This window comes from Cetobacterium sp. 2G large (assembly GCF_014250655.1).
Classification (GTDB): Bacteria; Fusobacteriota; Fusobacteriia; order Fusobacteriales; family Fusobacteriaceae; genus Cetobacterium_A; species Cetobacterium_A somerae.
In genome coordinates this window covers 38,338-55,265 of record NZ_JACHTH010000005.1, presented here as the reverse complement: position 1 = coordinate 55,265, position 16,928 = coordinate 38,338, and the positions used below count along the sequence as shown (strand labels likewise).

Genomic DNA, 16,928 nt, shown 5'->3' with positions numbered 1-16,928 from the left:
TTATCCTCCAAAGAGAGATACAAGCATCTTTAAAAGTCTTGAAGCAATTATATCGAAAACTCCTAAGTATATTCCTAAAAATATACTCATAGCAACAACCCAACTAGTTGCTGCAACAATCTCTTTTCTTCTAGGCCATTGAACCTTAGAATACTCTCTTCTTACATCATTAATTAGTCCCATTTTGCACCACCAGTAATTTTAATTTATAAAAAAAATGGCAGGTCAAGAGGGAATCGAACCCCCAACCCTCGGTTTTGGAGACCGATGCTCTGCCAATTGAGCCATTGACCTGCATGTTGTTGCAAATGTTTTACTTTAAATAATTAATCAAGAAGCGCATAGGCTTCTTAGACTAAGAATTATTTTTTAGTTTCTTTATGTAATGTTACTTTTTTGTCCCATTTACAGTATTTATTTAATTCTAATCTTTCAGTAGTGTTCTTCTTATTCTTTGAAGTACTGTAGTTTCTTCTTTTACACTCTGTACACTCTAATTGAATATTTACTCTCACTCTTTACACCTCCACTCATCTAACGGATATCACAAATCCTCCCATACCTCATAGCTTATTGTATGGTAAACAAGAGTTTCCTTATTTATTGCTTTCTTTTTAAGACATAGATGATAATACCACTTTTTTCCGTTTTTGTCAACAGTTTTTTCTTTACTCCAAAATAAAAAAAGATTGGCAACTTCCTATCCTCCCAGGGGGCTGCCCCCCAAGTACTTTCAGCGTTTATGGGCTTAACTTCCAGGTTCGAAATGTTACTGGGTGTACCTCCATAGCTATCGTTGCCAATCAATATTTAATTTACTTGGATCATTTGAAACTATATAGTAGTATATTAAGGTTAAAACTTCGATATATTAGTATTGGTCAGCTAAAAGTCTCACAACTCTTACACCCCCAACCTATCAACCTCCTAGTCTCGAAGGTATCTTAAAGAGTACTTATCTTGAAGTCAGTTTCCCGCTTAGATGCTTTCAGCGGTTATCTGTTCCAAACGTGACTACCCAGCTGTGCCACTGGCGTGACAACTGGTACATCAGAGGTTTGTCCATCCCGGTCCTCTCGTACTAAGGACAGATCTTCTCAATACTCTAACGCCTACAGTGGATAGGGACCGAACTGTCTCACGACGTTCTGAACCCAGCTCACGTACCGCTTTAATGGGCGAACAGCCCAACCCTTGGGACCTTCTCCAGCCCCAGGATGCGATGAGCCGACATCGAGGTGCCAAACTCTACCGTCGATATGGACTCTCGGGTAGAATCAGCCTGTTATCCCCAGGGTAGCTTTTATCCGTTGAGCGACGACCCTTCCATTCGGAATCGCCGGATCACTATGTCCTGCTTTCGCACCTGCTCGACCCGTCAGTCTCGCAGTTAAGCTCTCTTATGCCATTGCACTCTGCGGTTGATTTCCATCCAACCTGAGAGAACCTTTGAACGCCTCCGTTACTCTTTCGGAGGCGACCGCCCCAGTCAAACTGCCCACCTAGCACTGTCTTCGAGGGTACAAACCTCAAATTAGAATTCCGACATAGTATGGTTGGTATTCCACCAGTGACTCCGCGTAATCTAGCGACCACGCATCATAGTCTCCCAACTATCCTATACATACGATGCCAAAACCCAATACCAAGCTACAGTAAAGCTCCATGGGGTCTTTCCGTCCTACTGCAGGTAACCGGTATCTTCACCGGTAATACAATTTCACCAGGCCTCCCGTCAAGACAGCTCTCAGATCGTTACACCATTCGTGCAGGTCGGAACTTACCCGACAAGGAATTTCGCTACCTTAGGACCGTTATAGTTACGGCCGCCGTTCACCGGGGCTTCAATTCGGAGCTCTCACTCCTCCTCTTAACCTTCCGGCACTGGGCAGGTGTCAGCCCATATACGTCGCCTTACAGCTTAGCATAGACCTGTGTTTTTGTTAAACAGTCGCCTGAGACTCTTCACTGCGGCCTCTCATAGCTTTGCGTCGCGTGTACGCTCACCATAAAAGGCACCCCTTCTCCCGAAGTTACGGGGCTATTTTGCAGAGTTCCTTAACGAGAGTTAGCCTGTCCGCCTTAGATTTCTCATCCTGACCACCTGTGTCGGTTTGGGGTACGGGCACTAATATCTTTATAACGCTTAGAAGCTTTTCTCGGCAGTGTGGTATTTGCACCTTCCATCTTACGACTCCTCATCACACCTCACGTTTAGTCTAGCGGATTTTCCTACTAGACCACGCTACATGCTTGAACTGGCACTTCCGTTCGCCAGCGTGCATAACCTCCTGCGTCCCTCCATCACTTGATATCAGTGGCACAGAAATATTAATCTGTTTTCCATTCGCCTACGCAATCTAGCCTCGGCTTAGGACCCGGCTTACCCAGGGGAGACAAACTTTACCCTGGAACCCTTGGTCTTCCGGCGTGGGGGATTCTCGCCCCCATTCTCGCTACTTATTCCTGCATTCTCACTTCTGATACCTCCAGAGTCTCTTGTCGATTCTCCTTCAACGGCCTACAGAACGCTCTCCTACCAGTCGCTTACGCAACTCCACAGCTTCGGTTTATAACTTAGCCCCGTTACATTGTCGGCGCAGAGACTCTCGACCAGTGAGCTATTACGCACTCTTTAAAGGTATGGCTGCTTCTAAGCCAACCTCCTGGTTGTTTGTGAATCTCCACCTCCTTTCCCACTTAGTTATAATTAGGGACCTTAGCTGGTGGTCTGGGTTGTTTCCCTTTTGACCATGGAAGTTAATTCCCATAGTCTCACTCCTGAGCTCTAGAATTATGGTATTCGGAGTTTGATTGACTTCGGTAAGCAGTATGCCCCCTAGGTCATTCAGTGCTCTACCCCCATAATTGAACACTCAAGGCTGCACCTAAATGCATTTCGGAGAGAACGAGCTATCTCCTGGTTCGATTGGCTTTTCACCCCTAAACCTACCTCATCTCCCAACTTTTCAACGGCGGTGAGTTCGGGCCTCCACTGTGTCTTACCACAGCTTCACCCTGGACAGGCTTAGATCACCAGGTTTCGCGTCTACGCCCAGCGACTATGTCGCCCTATTCAGACTCGGTTTCCCTTCGGCTCCGTTAAACTTAACCTTGCCACTGAACGTAACTCGCAGGATCATTCTCCAAAAGGCACGCCATCACCCCAAAGGGCTCTGACCGCTTGTAAGCACACGATTTCAGGTTCTATTTCACTCCCCTCCCGGGGTTCTTTTCACCTTTCCCTCACGGTACTATGCGCTATCGGTAAGTAAGAGTATTTAGCCTTACGAGATATGGTCCTCGCAGATTCACACAGAATTCCTCGTGTTCCGTGCTACTTGGGAGAGATCATACATTTGATACGGTTTACCTGTACGAGGCTTTCACTCTCTACGGCAGGCCTTTCCAGACCTTTCCAGTTCGGCGTATCATAATGTCGAATACCTTGCAGTTCTTCAGACGATCTTCCCGCTACCCCGTAGATGCAACGGCTGCATCCTTGGCACATCTACGGTTTGGGCTCACCCCCGTTCGCTCGCCGCTACTTAGGGGATCGTTTTTACTTTCTTTTCCTCGGGTTACTTAGATGTTTCAGTTCACCCGGTTCCCTCTTTCGTGCTAAGACTCCATCTTAGCAGATTTCTCCATTCGGAAATCTTGGCATCACAGTTCGATTGCAACTCCACCAAGCTTATCGCAGCTTACCACGTCCTTCATCGGCTCTTACTTCCTAGGCATCCTTCGTGTGCCCTTAATATTTTAACCTTGTAATATAATTCATATTATTTAGACAGACTAACTACTCAATTTAAGATTGACTTAAAAATGAATTGTTAGTTAATTTAGAATATTTTCTCAATATCTACTATATAGTTTCCAATGTCCAAGTTTGATAGTAAAGAACACTATCAATCGAATAGAGAAAAAGTTAGTCTCCTTAGAAAGGAGGTGATCCATCCGCACGTTCCCGTACGGATACCTTGTTACGACTTCACCCCAATCGCTAATCACACCTTAGGAACATCCCTCCTTACGGTTAGGCCTGCTACTTCAGGTGCAACCAACTCTCGTGGTGTGACGGGCGGTGTGTACAAGACCCGAGAACGTATTCACCGCAACATGCTGATTTGCGATTACTAGCGATTCCAACTTCATGTACTCGAGTTGCAGAGTACAATCCGAACTAAGAACAGCTTTAAGAGATTAGCTCACCCTCGCGGGTTGGCAACTCTCTGTACTGCCCATTGTAGCACGTGTGTAGCCCAGCGTATAAGGGGCATGATGACTTGACGTCATCCCCACCTTCCTCCTGCTCATCGCAGGCAGTATCGCATGAGTGCTCAACTTAATGGTAGCAACATACAATAGGGGTTGCGCTCGTTGCGGGACTTAACCCAACATCTCACGACACGAGCTGACGACAGCCATGCACCACCTGTCACTAAGTTCCGGCAAGCCGGCACGAATCCATCTCTGGAAACTTCTTAGGATGTCAAACGCTGGTAAGGTTTCTCGCGTTGCGTCGAATTAAACCACATGCTCCACCGCTTGTGCGGGTCCCCGTCAATTCCTTTGAGTTTCACACTTGCGTGCGTACTCCCCAGGCGGATCACTTATCGCGTTAGCTTGGGCGCTGAGGTTCGACCCCCAACACCTAGTGATCATCGTTTACGGCGTGGACTACCAGGGTATCTAATCCTGTTTGCTCCCCACGCTTTCGCGCTTTAGCGTCAGTATCTGTCCAGTGAGCTGACTTCTCCATCGGCATTCCTACAAATATCTACGAATTTCACCTCTACACTTGTAGTTCCGCCCACCTCTCCAGTACTCTAGAAAAACAGTTTCCAACGCAATACGGAGTTGAGCCCCGCATTTTAACATCAGACTTATTTTTCCGCCTAGACGCGCTTTACGCCCAATAAATCCGGATAACGCTTGCGACATACGTATTACCGCGGCTGCTGGCACGTATTTAGCCGTCGCTTCTTCTGTTGGTACCGTCACTTTCTTCTTCCCAACTGAAAGCACTTTACAATCCGAAGACCTTCATCGTGCACACAGAATTGCTGGATCAGGCTTGTGGCCCATTGTCCAATATTCCCCACTGCTGCCTCCCGTAGGAGTAAGGGCCGTGTCTCAGTCCCCTTGTGGCCGTTCACCCTCTCAGGCCGGCTATCCATCGTCGCCTTGGTGGGCCGTTACCCCACCAACTAGCTAATGGAACGCAAGGCTCTCTCTTGGCGCATATAGCTTTCATAAGTTTCCCATGCGAGAATCTCATAATATCCGGTATTAGCTGTCGTTTCCAACAGTTGTCCCAGACCAAGAGGCAAGTTCCTTACGCGTTACTCACCCGTCCGCCATCCTCAATACCCGAAGGTAAATCGAATCGACTTGCATGTGTTAAGCATTCTGTCAGCGTTCATCCTGAGCCAGGATCAAACTCTTCATTCAAATATATTTAAAGTCCTAAGACTTACGTTTACACCATTTATTGGTTTGCCATTTCTGGCATTTTGTTATTTTCATAACTTCTGACTATTTTCTCTATTCGGTTGTTAATGTCCTTTAGTTTTTCTTCGTCTGTGGTGTTTCCCACTGACATATATAATCATACCACAACGATTAAAGTTTGTCAACAAAGTTTTTCTATTTATTTTAAAGTATTATATTGTTTTTTATCATTAACCATTGTTTTCATTGGGTTTGTTTGTTAAAAAAATATTTTTTTATATGAAAAAATTTGAATTTTACAAAAAATAAAAAAGATTGGCAACTTCCTATCCTCCCAGGGGGCTGCCCCCCAAGTACTTTCAGCGTTTATGGGCTTAACTTCCAGGTTCGAAATGTTACTGGGTGTACCTCCATAGCTATCGTTGCCAATCAATATTTAATTTACTTGGATCATTTGAAACTATATAGTAGTATATTAAGGTTAAAACTTCGATATATTAGTATTGGTCAGCTAAAAGTCTCACAACTCTTACACCCCCAACCTATCAACCTCCTAGTCTCGAAGGTATCTTAAAGAGTACTTATCTTGAAGTCAGTTTCCCGCTTAGATGCTTTCAGCGGTTATCTGTTCCAAACGTGACTACCCAGCTGTGCCACTGGCGTGACAACTGGTACATCAGAGGTTTGTCCATCCCGGTCCTCTCGTACTAAGGACAGATCTTCTCAATACTCTAACGCCTACAGTGGATAGGGACCGAACTGTCTCACGACGTTCTGAACCCAGCTCACGTACCGCTTTAATGGGCGAACAGCCCAACCCTTGGGACCTTCTCCAGCCCCAGGATGCGATGAGCCGACATCGAGGTGCCAAACTCTACCGTCGATATGGACTCTCGGGTAGAATCAGCCTGTTATCCCCAGGGTAGCTTTTATCCGTTGAGCGACGACCCTTCCATTCGGAATCGCCGGATCACTATGTCCTGCTTTCGCACCTGCTCGACCCGTCAGTCTCGCAGTTAAGCTCTCTTATGCCATTGCACTCTGCGGTTGATTTCCATCCAACCTGAGAGAACCTTTGAACGCCTCCGTTACTCTTTCGGAGGCGACCGCCCCAGTCAAACTGCCCACCTAGCACTGTCTTCGAGGGTACAAACCTCAAATTAGAATTCCGACATAGTATGGTTGGTATTCCACCAGTGACTCCGCGTAATCTAGCGACCACGCATCATAGTCTCCCAACTATCCTATACATACGATGCCAAAACCCAATACCAAGCTACAGTAAAGCTCCATGGGGTCTTTCCGTCCTACTGCAGGTAACCGGTATCTTCACCGGTAATACAATTTCACCAGGCCTCCCGTCAAGACAGCTCTCAGATCGTTACACCATTCGTGCAGGTCGGAACTTACCCGACAAGGAATTTCGCTACCTTAGGACCGTTATAGTTACGGCCGCCGTTCACCGGGGCTTCAATTCGGAGCTCTCACTCCTCCTCTTAACCTTCCGGCACTGGGCAGGTGTCAGCCCATATACGTCGCCTTACAGCTTAGCATAGACCTGTGTTTTTGTTAAACAGTCGCCTGAGACTCTTCACTGCGGCCTCTCATAGCTTTGCGTCGCGTGTACGCTCACCATAAAAGGCACCCCTTCTCCCGAAGTTACGGGGCTATTTTGCAGAGTTCCTTAACGAGAGTTAGCCTGTCCGCCTTAGATTTCTCATCCTGACCACCTGTGTCGGTTTGGGGTACGGGCACTAATATCTTTATAACGCTTAGAAGCTTTTCTCGGCAGTGTGGTATTTGCACCTTCCATCTTACGACTCCTCATCACACCTCACGTTTAGTCTAGCGGATTTTCCTACTAGACCACGCTACATGCTTGAACTGGCACTTCCGTTCGCCAGCGTGCATAACCTCCTGCGTCCCTCCATCACTTGATATCAGTGGCACAGAAATATTAATCTGTTTTCCATTCGCCTACGCAATCTAGCCTCGGCTTAGGACCCGGCTTACCCAGGGGAGACAAACTTTACCCTGGAACCCTTGGTCTTCCGGCGTGGGGGATTCTCGCCCCCATTCTCGCTACTTATTCCTGCATTCTCACTTCTGATACCTCCAGAGTCTCTTGTCGATTCTCCTTCAACGGCCTACAGAACGCTCTCCTACCAGTCGCTTACGCAACTCCACAGCTTCGGTTTATAACTTAGCCCCGTTACATTGTCGGCGCAGAGACTCTCGACCAGTGAGCTATTACGCACTCTTTAAAGGTATGGCTGCTTCTAAGCCAACCTCCTGGTTGTTTGTGAATCTCCACCTCCTTTCCCACTTAGTTATAATTAGGGACCTTAGCTGGTGGTCTGGGTTGTTTCCCTTTTGACCATGGAAGTTAATTCCCATAGTCTCACTCCTGAGCTCTAGAATTATGGTATTCGGAGTTTGATTGACTTCGGTAAGCAGTATGCCCCCTAGGTCATTCAGTGCTCTACCCCCATAATTGAACACTCAAGGCTGCACCTAAATGCATTTCGGAGAGAACGAGCTATCTCCTGGTTCGATTGGCTTTTCACCCCTAAACCTACCTCATCTCCCAACTTTTCAACGGCGGTGAGTTCGGGCCTCCACTGTGTCTTACCACAGCTTCACCCTGGACAGGCTTAGATCACCAGGTTTCGCGTCTACGCCCAGCGACTATGTCGCCCTATTCAGACTCGGTTTCCCTTCGGCTCCGTTAAACTTAACCTTGCCACTGAACGTAACTCGCAGGATCATTCTCCAAAAGGCACGCCATCACCCCAAAGGGCTCTGACCGCTTGTAAGCACACGATTTCAGGTTCTATTTCACTCCCCTCCCGGGGTTCTTTTCACCTTTCCCTCACGGTACTATGCGCTATCGGTAAGTAAGAGTATTTAGCCTTACGAGATATGGTCCTCGCAGATTCACACAGAATTCCTCGTGTTCCGTGCTACTTGGGAGAGATCATACATTTGATACGGTTTACCTGTACGAGGCTTTCACTCTCTACGGCAGGCCTTTCCAGACCTTTCCAGTTCGGCGTATCATAATGTCGAATACCTTGCAGTTCTTCAGACGATCTTCCCGCTACCCCGTAGATGCAACGGCTGCATCCTTGGCACATCTACGGTTTGGGCTCACCCCCGTTCGCTCGCCGCTACTTAGGGGATCGTTTTTACTTTCTTTTCCTCGGGTTACTTAGATGTTTCAGTTCACCCGGTTCCCTCTTTCGTGCTAAGACTCCATCTTAGCAGATTTCTCCATTCGGAAATCTTGGCATCACAGTTCGATTGCAACTCCACCAAGCTTATCGCAGCTTACCACGTCCTTCATCGGCTCTTACTTCCTAGGCATCCTTCGTGTGCCCTTAATATTTTAACCTTGTAATATAATTCATATTATTTAGACAGACTAACTACTCAATTTAAGATTGACTTAAAAATGAATTGTTAGTTAATTTAGAATATTTTCTCAATATCTACTATATAGTTTCCAATGTCCAAGTTTGATAATGTATTTAATGGTGCGTTTGAGTGGACTCGAACCACCGACCTCACGCTTATCAGGCGTGTGCTCTAACCACCTGAGCTACAAACGCATAAGAACACTATCAATCGAATAGAGAAAAAGTTAGTCTCCTTAGAAAGGAGGTGATCCATCCGCACGTTCCCGTACGGATACCTTGTTACGACTTCACCCCAATCGCTAATCACACCTTAGGAACATCCCTCCTTACGGTTAGGCCTGCTACTTCAGGTGCAACCAACTCTCGTGGTGTGACGGGCGGTGTGTACAAGACCCGAGAACGTATTCACCGCAACATGCTGATTTGCGATTACTAGCGATTCCAACTTCATGTACTCGAGTTGCAGAGTACAATCCGAACTAAGAACAGCTTTAAGAGATTAGCTCACCCTCGCGGGTTGGCAACTCTCTGTACTGCCCATTGTAGCACGTGTGTAGCCCAGCGTATAAGGGGCATGATGACTTGACGTCATCCCCACCTTCCTCCTGCTCATCGCAGGCAGTATCGCATGAGTGCTCAACTTAATGGTAGCAACATACAATAGGGGTTGCGCTCGTTGCGGGACTTAACCCAACATCTCACGACACGAGCTGACGACAGCCATGCACCACCTGTCACTAAGTTCCGGCAAGCCGGCACGAATCCATCTCTGGAAACTTCTTAGGATGTCAAACGCTGGTAAGGTTTCTCGCGTTGCGTCGAATTAAACCACATGCTCCACCGCTTGTGCGGGTCCCCGTCAATTCCTTTGAGTTTCACACTTGCGTGCGTACTCCCCAGGCGGATCACTTATCGCGTTAGCTTGGGCGCTGAGGTTCGACCCCCAACACCTAGTGATCATCGTTTACGGCGTGGACTACCAGGGTATCTAATCCTGTTTGCTCCCCACGCTTTCGCGCTTTAGCGTCAGTATCTGTCCAGTGAGCTGACTTCTCCATCGGCATTCCTACAAATATCTACGAATTTCACCTCTACACTTGTAGTTCCGCCCACCTCTCCAGTACTCTAGAAAAACAGTTTCCAACGCAATACGGAGTTGAGCCCCGCATTTTAACATCAGACTTATTTTTCCGCCTAGACGCGCTTTACGCCCAATAAATCCGGATAACGCTTGCGACATACGTATTACCGCGGCTGCTGGCACGTATTTAGCCGTCGCTTCTTCTGTTGGTACCGTCACTTTCTTCTTCCCAACTGAAAGCACTTTACAATCCGAAGACCTTCATCGTGCACACAGAATTGCTGGATCAGGCTTGTGGCCCATTGTCCAATATTCCCCACTGCTGCCTCCCGTAGGAGTAAGGGCCGTGTCTCAGTCCCCTTGTGGCCGTTCACCCTCTCAGGCCGGCTATCCATCGTCGCCTTGGTGGGCCGTTACCCCACCAACTAGCTAATGGAACGCAAGGCTCTCTCTTGGCGCATATAGCTTTCATAAGTTTCCCATGCGAGAATCTCATAATATCCGGTATTAGCTGTCGTTTCCAACAGTTGTCCCAGACCAAGAGGCAAGTTCCTTACGCGTTACTCACCCGTCCGCCATCCTCAATACCCGAAGGTAAATCGAATCGACTTGCATGTGTTAAGCATTCTGTCAGCGTTCATCCTGAGCCAGGATCAAACTCTTCATTCAAATATATTTAAAGTCCTAAGACTTACGTTTACACCATTTATTGGTTTGCCATTTCTGGCATTTTGTTATTTTCATAACTTCTGACTATTTTCTCTATTCGGTTGTTAATGTCCTTATCTTTTAACTTTCGTCTGCGGTGTTTCCCGCTGACAAAAATAATAGTACCATAATTTTTAAACTTCGTCAACTACTTTTTTTATTTTTTTAAATTTTTTTTCATTTTTTTTATTAGACATAAAAAAAAGATAGAAAGTTTTAGATTTTCTATCTTTAAATTTTTTTCATTTTATTTTCTTAAATCATCAACAAGTTTTGTTTTTTCACTTGTCTTCTCATCTTTTAATTTTATAATTTTAGCAGGATTTCCTGCTACTACTGCACCTTCAGGAACGTCTTGTAATACAATAGCTCCTGCCGCTACCACTGCACCTTTTCCAACTCTTACACCCTCTATAACAACTGCATTAGCACCTATCATAACATCATCTTCTATCACAACTGGTTGAGCTGATGGCGGTTCTATTACTCCAGCTAAAACTGTTCCAGCACCTATATGACATCTTTTTCCTACAATAGCTCTTCCACCTAACACCACGTTCATGTCTATCATAGTTCCTTCTCCAATTTCTGCTCCTATATTTATTACAGCACCCATCATTATAACAGCATTGTCACCTATTTTTACTTTATCTCTTATTATAGCACCTGGTTCAATTCTTGCATTTATATTTTTAGTATCAAGAAGTGGAACACCAGAATTTCTAGCAATATTTTCTACAAAATAGTTTATTATACTTTTTTTATTTTTTTCTATTACTTCTTCAATATCTTTCCAATCTCCGATTAAAATACTTCCCTCTTCACCTTTAAAAACAAAAATATTTTCATTTTTAAAATCTACAATTCCATTTATATAAGCTTTAGTTAAAGTTTTCTTTTGTGAATTTTTTATAAAATTTATTAACTCTTCAGCTGTTTCTAGTCTCACTTTATACCACTCTCCTAATTAAAGATATCTTTCATTGTATACAATCTAGGTTGCTTACCTATAATAAAATCAGCACATTTCAACGCACCAACTGCAAATATTTTTTTCGATAAAGCCTTGTGAGATATCTCTATAATCTCATCTTCTCCTGCAAAAATGACTGTATGTTCTCCTACAATCGTTCCACCTCTTATTGCATGAATTCCAATCTCTTTCTTTTCTCTTTTAGCCATCCCTTCTCTTCCATAAACAACATTGTATTTCTCGTGCAAAGATTTTTGGATTGTTTCTAAAAGAGTAATCGCAGTTCCACTAGGTGAATCTATTTTCTTATTATGATGTTTTTCAATTATTTCTATATCAAAATTTTCTTCTAACTTTGGAACTAATTTTTCCAATACACTATTTATAGCATTTATACCTAAAGAAGTATTCGAGGATAATAATATCGGTATTTTCTTCGAAGCTTCTACAATTTTTTCTAAAGTTTCACCACTATAACCTGTTGTTGCTATTACTAAAGGATAATTTCTCTCTACACATCTATCTAATAAATCATTTAATTTACTAAAATGTGAAAAATCTACAACAACATCTATTTTTTCATTTATATTTATTTCTTCAATCCTATCTACAAAAGCGACTATTTTATCATCACCAATATCTCGAATAGTTTTTCCCATTGTTCCCGTTCCATGCATAGCTATTCTCAAACTACTTCACCTACTTCTTCTAATTCTTTTTTTAATATAGCTATATTTTTCTCTTCCATATCACCTAAAGGTAAACGACATTTTCCAACACCTTTTCCTAAAATATTCATTGCTTCTTTTACTGGAATAGGATTAACTTCTAAAAATAGAGATTTAACCAATCCATTATATTTTAATTGTAGTCTTTGAGCTTCTTTTACATCACCATTAAAAAAATTTTCAACCATATTATGAACTACCTTAGGCTCTATATTAGCTAAAACCGAGACTGTTCCAACAGCACCTATTGACATCAAAGGAATAGTTATATCATCATTTCCTGAATATAACGCTAACTCTGGAACTAATCTTGCAACTTCACACGCATAAGATATATCTCCACTAGCTTCTTTTAAAGCTACTATATTTTTATGTTTAGCTAATTTTTTCAACAAATTAATCGATAAATTAACTCCTGTTCTTCCAGGAACGTTATATAACATTATAGGAAGATTCACAAACTCAGCTATAGAAACAAAATGTTTATATATTCCATCTTCATTTCCTTTATTATAATAAGGAGTTACTAACAATAATCCATCAACACCTAACTTTTCATACTTTTTAGACATTTCAATTGCTTGGATTGTATTGTTACTACCTGCTCCAACTATTATAGGTAGTCTCTTTTTATTTACTTCTAGTACAGTTTCTACAATTTTAACTTTTTCATCATCCGTAAGTGTACTTGCTTCCCCTGTTGTTCCTAAAATTATAAGAGCATCTGTATTATTTTCACAATGATATTCTACTAATTCTGATACTTTTAAATAATTCACACTCATATCTTCGTTAAATGGTGTAATTAGTGCTACTCCTGATCCTTTAAACATTGGCTACCCTCCATTACTAAGTTGTGATTAAATAGCTTTATCCACTATCTTCCTTTTATCTTATCTTCTATAGATAAAAATTTCAATTCATTTTTTATTTTTTCTATTTATTCGACTATATAAGTTCCTTTTTCACTTCCTAAACTTTCACCTACAAAAATTGGTACTTTATATTTTTTCCCTATTACTACTGCCTTTGTTTCCATTACTTTAGCTCCATTTTTTGACATTTTTTCCATATCATCGTAAGATATTTTTTCAATTTTAGTAGCTAAATTATTTTTTCTTGGATCATCTGTATAAACTCCATCTACATCTGTATAAATTCTACATTCACAACCTAAAACTCCAGCTAAAGCTACCGCTGTTGTATCTGAACCACCTCTTCCTAAAGTTGTTATATCTCCACTGTCATTAATTCCTTGAAATCCAGCTACTATAACTACTTTCTGTTCTTTCAATTGTTTTTCTAAAAAATTTTTATCTATACTTATAATCTCACTATTTCCATATTCTCCAACTGTTCTTAGTCCTATTTGATATCCTGTATAAGATGTAGCATCACACCCTATAGAGTTTAAAGCTATTGATAATAATGCTGCACTTTGTTGTTCACCTGTACTTATTAGCATATCTATCTCTCTTTTATTAGGAGTTCTAGCTAAAGAATAAGCTTTTTTTAATAATTCGTCTGTTGTTTTTCCCATTGCTGAAACTACTATAATTATTTCATCAATTTTTTCTTTTAATTCTTTTATATAATCAGCTATTTTAGATATTTTTTCTAAAGTCGCTACTGAACTTCCACCATACTTCAATACTACTCTCATATAAATTCACCTCTTACTTTATTTTCTATATTTTACTTCTTTTAAATATGATTTTTAATTTATCAATTTTTTATTTTTTTTGTTCATTATTTTTATAAATATATTATATTTTTTAATAATCTATATTTTAATAAAAGTTCATATATTATGAATTTTTATTTTTTATATTTGTTTTTATAAAAAAATAATACTATCATTAATTAATTATTTATACAGGAGGTAACTATGAATTTCTTATTAAACGAAGTTATAAAATATAGAAGAGACCTACATCAAATACCCGAAGTAGGCTTCAAAGAGTTTAAAACTCAAAAGTATATAATAAATACACTAAAAAGTATGGGATATTCTCCAAATACAATTTGTGAAACTGGTGTTTATATCTATATTCCAGGGATAAAAAAAGAGTGCATTGCCTTTAGAGCTGATATAGATGCACTTGCAATTCAAGAGGAAAATAATTGTACATTTTCTTCAAAACACTCTGGTTTTATGCACGCTTGTGGACATGATGGTCATACAGCTGCTCTTTTAGCCTTTGCTAAATATCTAACAACAACAGCAGAGCAAAATTATAGTATTTTATTAATATTTCAACCTGCCGAAGAAGGTCCAGGTGGAGCTAAATTTATATGCGAGACTGGAATTTTAGAAAAATTCCATGTTAAAGAGATATACTCTTTTCACTTATTTCCAGATTTAGAAGAAGGAACTATTTCAACTAAAGCTGGACCTTTCTTTGCACAAGCTACGGAATTTGATTGTAAGGTTGTTGGTAAGGGAGGTCATGGAGGAATGCCTCAAAAAACAAATGATCCCCTTATACCTTTTACTAAAATTATAGATTCTTATCAGAGTATAATTTCTAGAAATCTTTCTCCCTTTAATGCAGGCGTTATAACAGTTGGTAAAATAAGTGGTGGAACAGCTCGAAATATAATATCTAACTCTATAGATTTTTATGGTACAATTAGAGCATATTCTCAAGAGGATACTGAACTAATAATAAAAAGAATGAAAGAAATACATAACGGAATAGAAATAGCTTTTGACATTAAAGTGATAGATGAATTTAGAGTTCTTTATCCACCAGTTATAAATGATAATATTCTTTATAATAATTTTTTAAAAATTTCTCAAGACTTTAATTTTATTCAGGGCGAAACCTTAGCTTTAGCTGAAGATTTTGCTTTTTATCAAGAAAAAGTTCCTGGGATATTTTTTCTATTAGGTACTAGAAATAAAGAACAAAATTTTATTTCACCGTTACATAGTTCTTCTTTTAATTTTGATGAAAAAGTTCTTCTTGAAGGAGTTAAACTTTTCGCAAAACTTTTGGAGGATAGAAATGAAATATAAAATGATTGTTACTGATCTTGATGATACACTTTTAAATTCACAAGGAAAAGTCTCTGATAAAGATAAAGAATCTATAATGAAAGCACAAGAAAATGGAGTTATATTTGTTCTTGCTTCTGGAAGACCAACGTATGCAATGAGAGACTTAGCACAAGAATTAAAATTAGATAAATTCGGCAGCTTTATTCTTTCTTATAATGGCTCTATTATAACTAATTGTAAAACTGGCAAGAATATTTTAGAAGAAACTCTCACTAAAGATGAAATTCATCTTCTCTATGATTTTAGTAAAAAGAATAATGTGGAAATAATAACTTATTTAGATGACTCAATTATTTCTGAAGATTATAGCTCATATATTGAAGTTGAGGTTGAATTAACTAAAATGCCTTTTGAAAAAGTTAAAAATTTTAAAGCTGTCGTTGATAAAGATTGTGTTAAATGTATTATGTTAGAAGAGCCAGAATATTTAAAACAAGTAGAAAAAAAATTAAATAGTGAACTTGGAAATCAATTTTCTATTGCTATATCAAAACCTTTTTTCTTAGAAGTTACTAAATTAGGTGTTGATAAAGGTAGTTCACTTCTAAAATTAGCTAATAAATTAGGAATACAACAAGATGAAATAATTGTTGTTGGGGATTCTTATAATGATATTCCAATGCTTAAAGTAGCTGGTATGCCTACTTGTGTTGAAAATGCAAAGCCAGAAATAAAAAACATCTGTAAATTTATTTCAACTTCTAATAATAATAACGGAATGACAAAAATTATAGAAAATTTAATATTCAAAAAGTAAAGTGGTTAGCCACTTTATTTTTTTATAAAAATATTTTGATTATAAAAATAATTGACATATAAAGTTTATTGTGTTAATATTTTTATATCAAATTTTTGGAGGTAGTTTATGCAAGTTTTTATTCATCATATATATGAATTTGAAAAAGGAATAAGAAATCTTATTTTACATACTATTTCTGAAGACTTATTAAGTTTTGTAGAAAATAGATTAAATTCAAAAAATATATCTTATAAAATATATAAAATAAAAAATGGAAGATACAATGTCTTTTTTGGAGATGCTTCTTGTATTAACGTTATAAAAAAAATTAACAAATCTAACTTATCTGAATATTCACCTGAAGAAGATTTTATTCTCGGTATTATGTTAGGATATGATCGAAAAAAACAATGTGATAGATATATACAATTTAAAAATAAAGAAAATATCAAGGTTTCATAAAAAGGGGAGGTAAAGAAATGATTGCTATTGTTGGTGGCCTAAAAAGAGGAGAACGAGAATATTTAGAATTATTAAAATCTTATAATTTAAAAGGAAAAGTTTATAATACTCAATGTCCAAATTTTTGTAAAAAAATTAAAAATTGTGAAATGTGCATAATTTTTACTAACTTAGTTAGTCATAATCTTTTGAATAATTGTAATAAAGTTTGTAAAACTCAAAATATACCAATTGTTCACTTAAATAATAACAGTATCTCAAAACTTAAAGAAAACTTAGATAAAATGTATAAATAAA

10 protein-coding genes, 2 tRNA genes and 6 rRNA genes are annotated in these 16,928 nt (G+C 39.9%); 4 read left to right on the top strand and 14 right to left on the bottom strand.

What is annotated here, in order from left to right; translation table 11 throughout:
• The 14 genes from secE to H5J23_RS02890 all read right to left on the bottom strand — a co-directional run bounded on the left by secE (window position 1) and on the right by H5J23_RS02890 (window position 14,029).
• Window positions 1-183, bottom strand: a complete 183-nt coding sequence (gene secE / locus H5J23_RS02955; protein WP_023051525.1) for a preprotein translocase subunit SecE — start codon at window positions 181-183, stop codon at window positions 1-3.
• Between the two features lie 35 nt (window positions 184-218).
• Window positions 219-294 (bottom strand) — tRNA-Trp (locus H5J23_RS02950).
• A gap of 68 nt (window positions 295-362) precedes the next feature.
• Complete coding sequence (rpmG, locus tag H5J23_RS02945; RefSeq protein WP_023051526.1) at window positions 363-515, bottom strand: 50S ribosomal protein L33; 153 nt, start codon at window positions 513-515, stop codon at window positions 363-365.
• Window positions 516-687: 172 nt separating this feature from the next.
• Window positions 688-804 (bottom strand): 5S ribosomal RNA (gene rrf, locus H5J23_RS02940).
• Window positions 805-851: 47 nt separating this feature from the next.
• A 23S ribosomal RNA gene (locus H5J23_RS02935) occupies window positions 852-3,768 on the bottom strand.
• Window positions 3,769-3,944: 176 nt separating this feature from the next.
• A 16S ribosomal RNA gene (locus H5J23_RS02930) occupies window positions 3,945-5,457 on the bottom strand.
• A 313-nt stretch (window positions 5,458-5,770) separates the two neighbouring features.
• Window positions 5,771-5,887, bottom strand: a 5S ribosomal RNA gene (gene rrf, locus H5J23_RS02925).
• 47 nt (window positions 5,888-5,934) lie between these two features.
• Window positions 5,935-8,851: ribosomal RNA gene (locus H5J23_RS02920) — 23S ribosomal RNA — on the bottom strand.
• Between the two features lie 140 nt (window positions 8,852-8,991).
• Window positions 8,992-9,068, bottom strand: a tRNA-Ile gene (locus tag H5J23_RS02915).
• A gap of 45 nt (window positions 9,069-9,113) precedes the next feature.
• Window positions 9,114-10,626: ribosomal RNA gene (locus H5J23_RS02910) — 16S ribosomal RNA — on the bottom strand.
• Together the 16S, 23S and 5S rRNA genes with 1 tRNA gene alongside form the textbook arrangement of a ribosomal RNA operon.
• A gap of 286 nt (window positions 10,627-10,912) precedes the next feature.
• Window positions 10,913-11,614 carry a 2,3,4,5-tetrahydropyridine-2,6-dicarboxylate N-acetyltransferase gene (gene dapD / locus H5J23_RS02905; protein WP_185890944.1) on the bottom strand — a complete coding sequence of 234 codons (702 nt, stop codon included), beginning with the start codon at window positions 11,612-11,614 and terminating at the stop codon, window positions 10,913-10,915.
• Window positions 11,615-11,628: 14 nt separating this feature from the next.
• Complete coding sequence (gene dapB, locus H5J23_RS02900) at window positions 11,629-12,327, bottom strand: 4-hydroxy-tetrahydrodipicolinate reductase (RefSeq protein ID WP_185890942.1); 699 nt, start codon at window positions 12,325-12,327, stop codon at window positions 11,629-11,631.
• Entirely contained in the window at window positions 12,324-13,199 is an 876-nt protein-coding gene (gene dapA, locus H5J23_RS02895) for a 4-hydroxy-tetrahydrodipicolinate synthase (RefSeq protein ID WP_023052075.1), read from the bottom strand. The genes dapB and dapA overlap by 4 nt, the downstream gene beginning before the upstream one ends.
• Window positions 13,200-13,306: 107 nt before the next feature.
• Window positions 13,307-14,029 carry a hypothetical protein gene (locus H5J23_RS02890; RefSeq protein WP_185890940.1) on the bottom strand — a complete coding sequence of 241 codons (723 nt, stop codon included), beginning with the start codon at window positions 14,027-14,029 and terminating at the stop codon, window positions 13,307-13,309.
• A gap of 225 nt (window positions 14,030-14,254) precedes the next feature.
• Here H5J23_RS02890 and H5J23_RS02885 point away from each other — a divergent pair, with 225 nt between their 5' ends.
• From H5J23_RS02885 to H5J23_RS02870, 4 genes are all read left to right on the top strand, one after another.
• A complete protein-coding gene (locus H5J23_RS02885) occupies window positions 14,255-15,388 on the top strand; it encodes a M20 family metallopeptidase (protein ID WP_185890938.1) in 1,134 nt (377 codons plus the stop codon).
• Window positions 15,378-16,187, top strand: coding sequence for a Cof-type HAD-IIB family hydrolase (locus H5J23_RS02880; RefSeq protein WP_185890936.1), 810 nt, complete (start codon window positions 15,378-15,380; stop codon window positions 16,185-16,187). The genes H5J23_RS02885 and H5J23_RS02880 overlap by 11 nt, the downstream gene beginning before the upstream one ends.
• Window positions 16,188-16,295: 108 nt before the next feature.
• Complete coding sequence (locus H5J23_RS02875; protein WP_023050800.1) at window positions 16,296-16,631, top strand: DUF2023 family protein; 336 nt, start codon at window positions 16,296-16,298, stop codon at window positions 16,629-16,631.
• A 17-nt stretch (window positions 16,632-16,648) separates the two neighbouring features.
• Entirely contained in the window at window positions 16,649-16,927 is a 279-nt protein-coding gene (locus tag H5J23_RS02870) for a DUF2325 domain-containing protein (RefSeq protein ID WP_023050799.1), read from the top strand.
• Window position 16,928: the final 1 nt, after the last annotated feature.

Excerpts from the sequence above, each read along its gene's own strand:
- H5J23_RS02870 (WP_023050799.1), top strand. The coding sequence starts at position 16,649 with ATGATTGCTATTGTTGGTGGCCTAAAAAGAGGAGAACGAGAATATTTA.
- H5J23_RS02885 (WP_185890938.1), top strand. The coding sequence starts at position 14,255 with ATGAATTTCTTATTAAACGAAGTTATAAAATATAGAAGAGACCTACAT.
- H5J23_RS02880 (WP_185890936.1), top strand. The coding sequence starts at position 15,378 with ATGAAATATAAAATGATTGTTACTGATCTTGATGATACACTTTTAAAT.
- dapA (WP_023052075.1), bottom strand. The coding sequence starts at position 13,199 with ATGTTTAAAGGATCAGGAGTAGCACTAATTACACCATTTAACGAAGAT.
- secE (WP_023051525.1), bottom strand. The coding sequence starts at position 183 with ATGGGACTAATTAATGATGTAAGAAGAGAGTATTCTAAGGTTCAATGG.
- H5J23_RS02890 (WP_185890940.1), bottom strand. The coding sequence starts at position 14,029 with ATGAGAGTAGTATTGAAGTATGGTGGAAGTTCAGTAGCGACTTTAGAA.
- H5J23_RS02875 (WP_023050800.1), top strand. The coding sequence starts at position 16,296 with ATGCAAGTTTTTATTCATCATATATATGAATTTGAAAAAGGAATAAGA.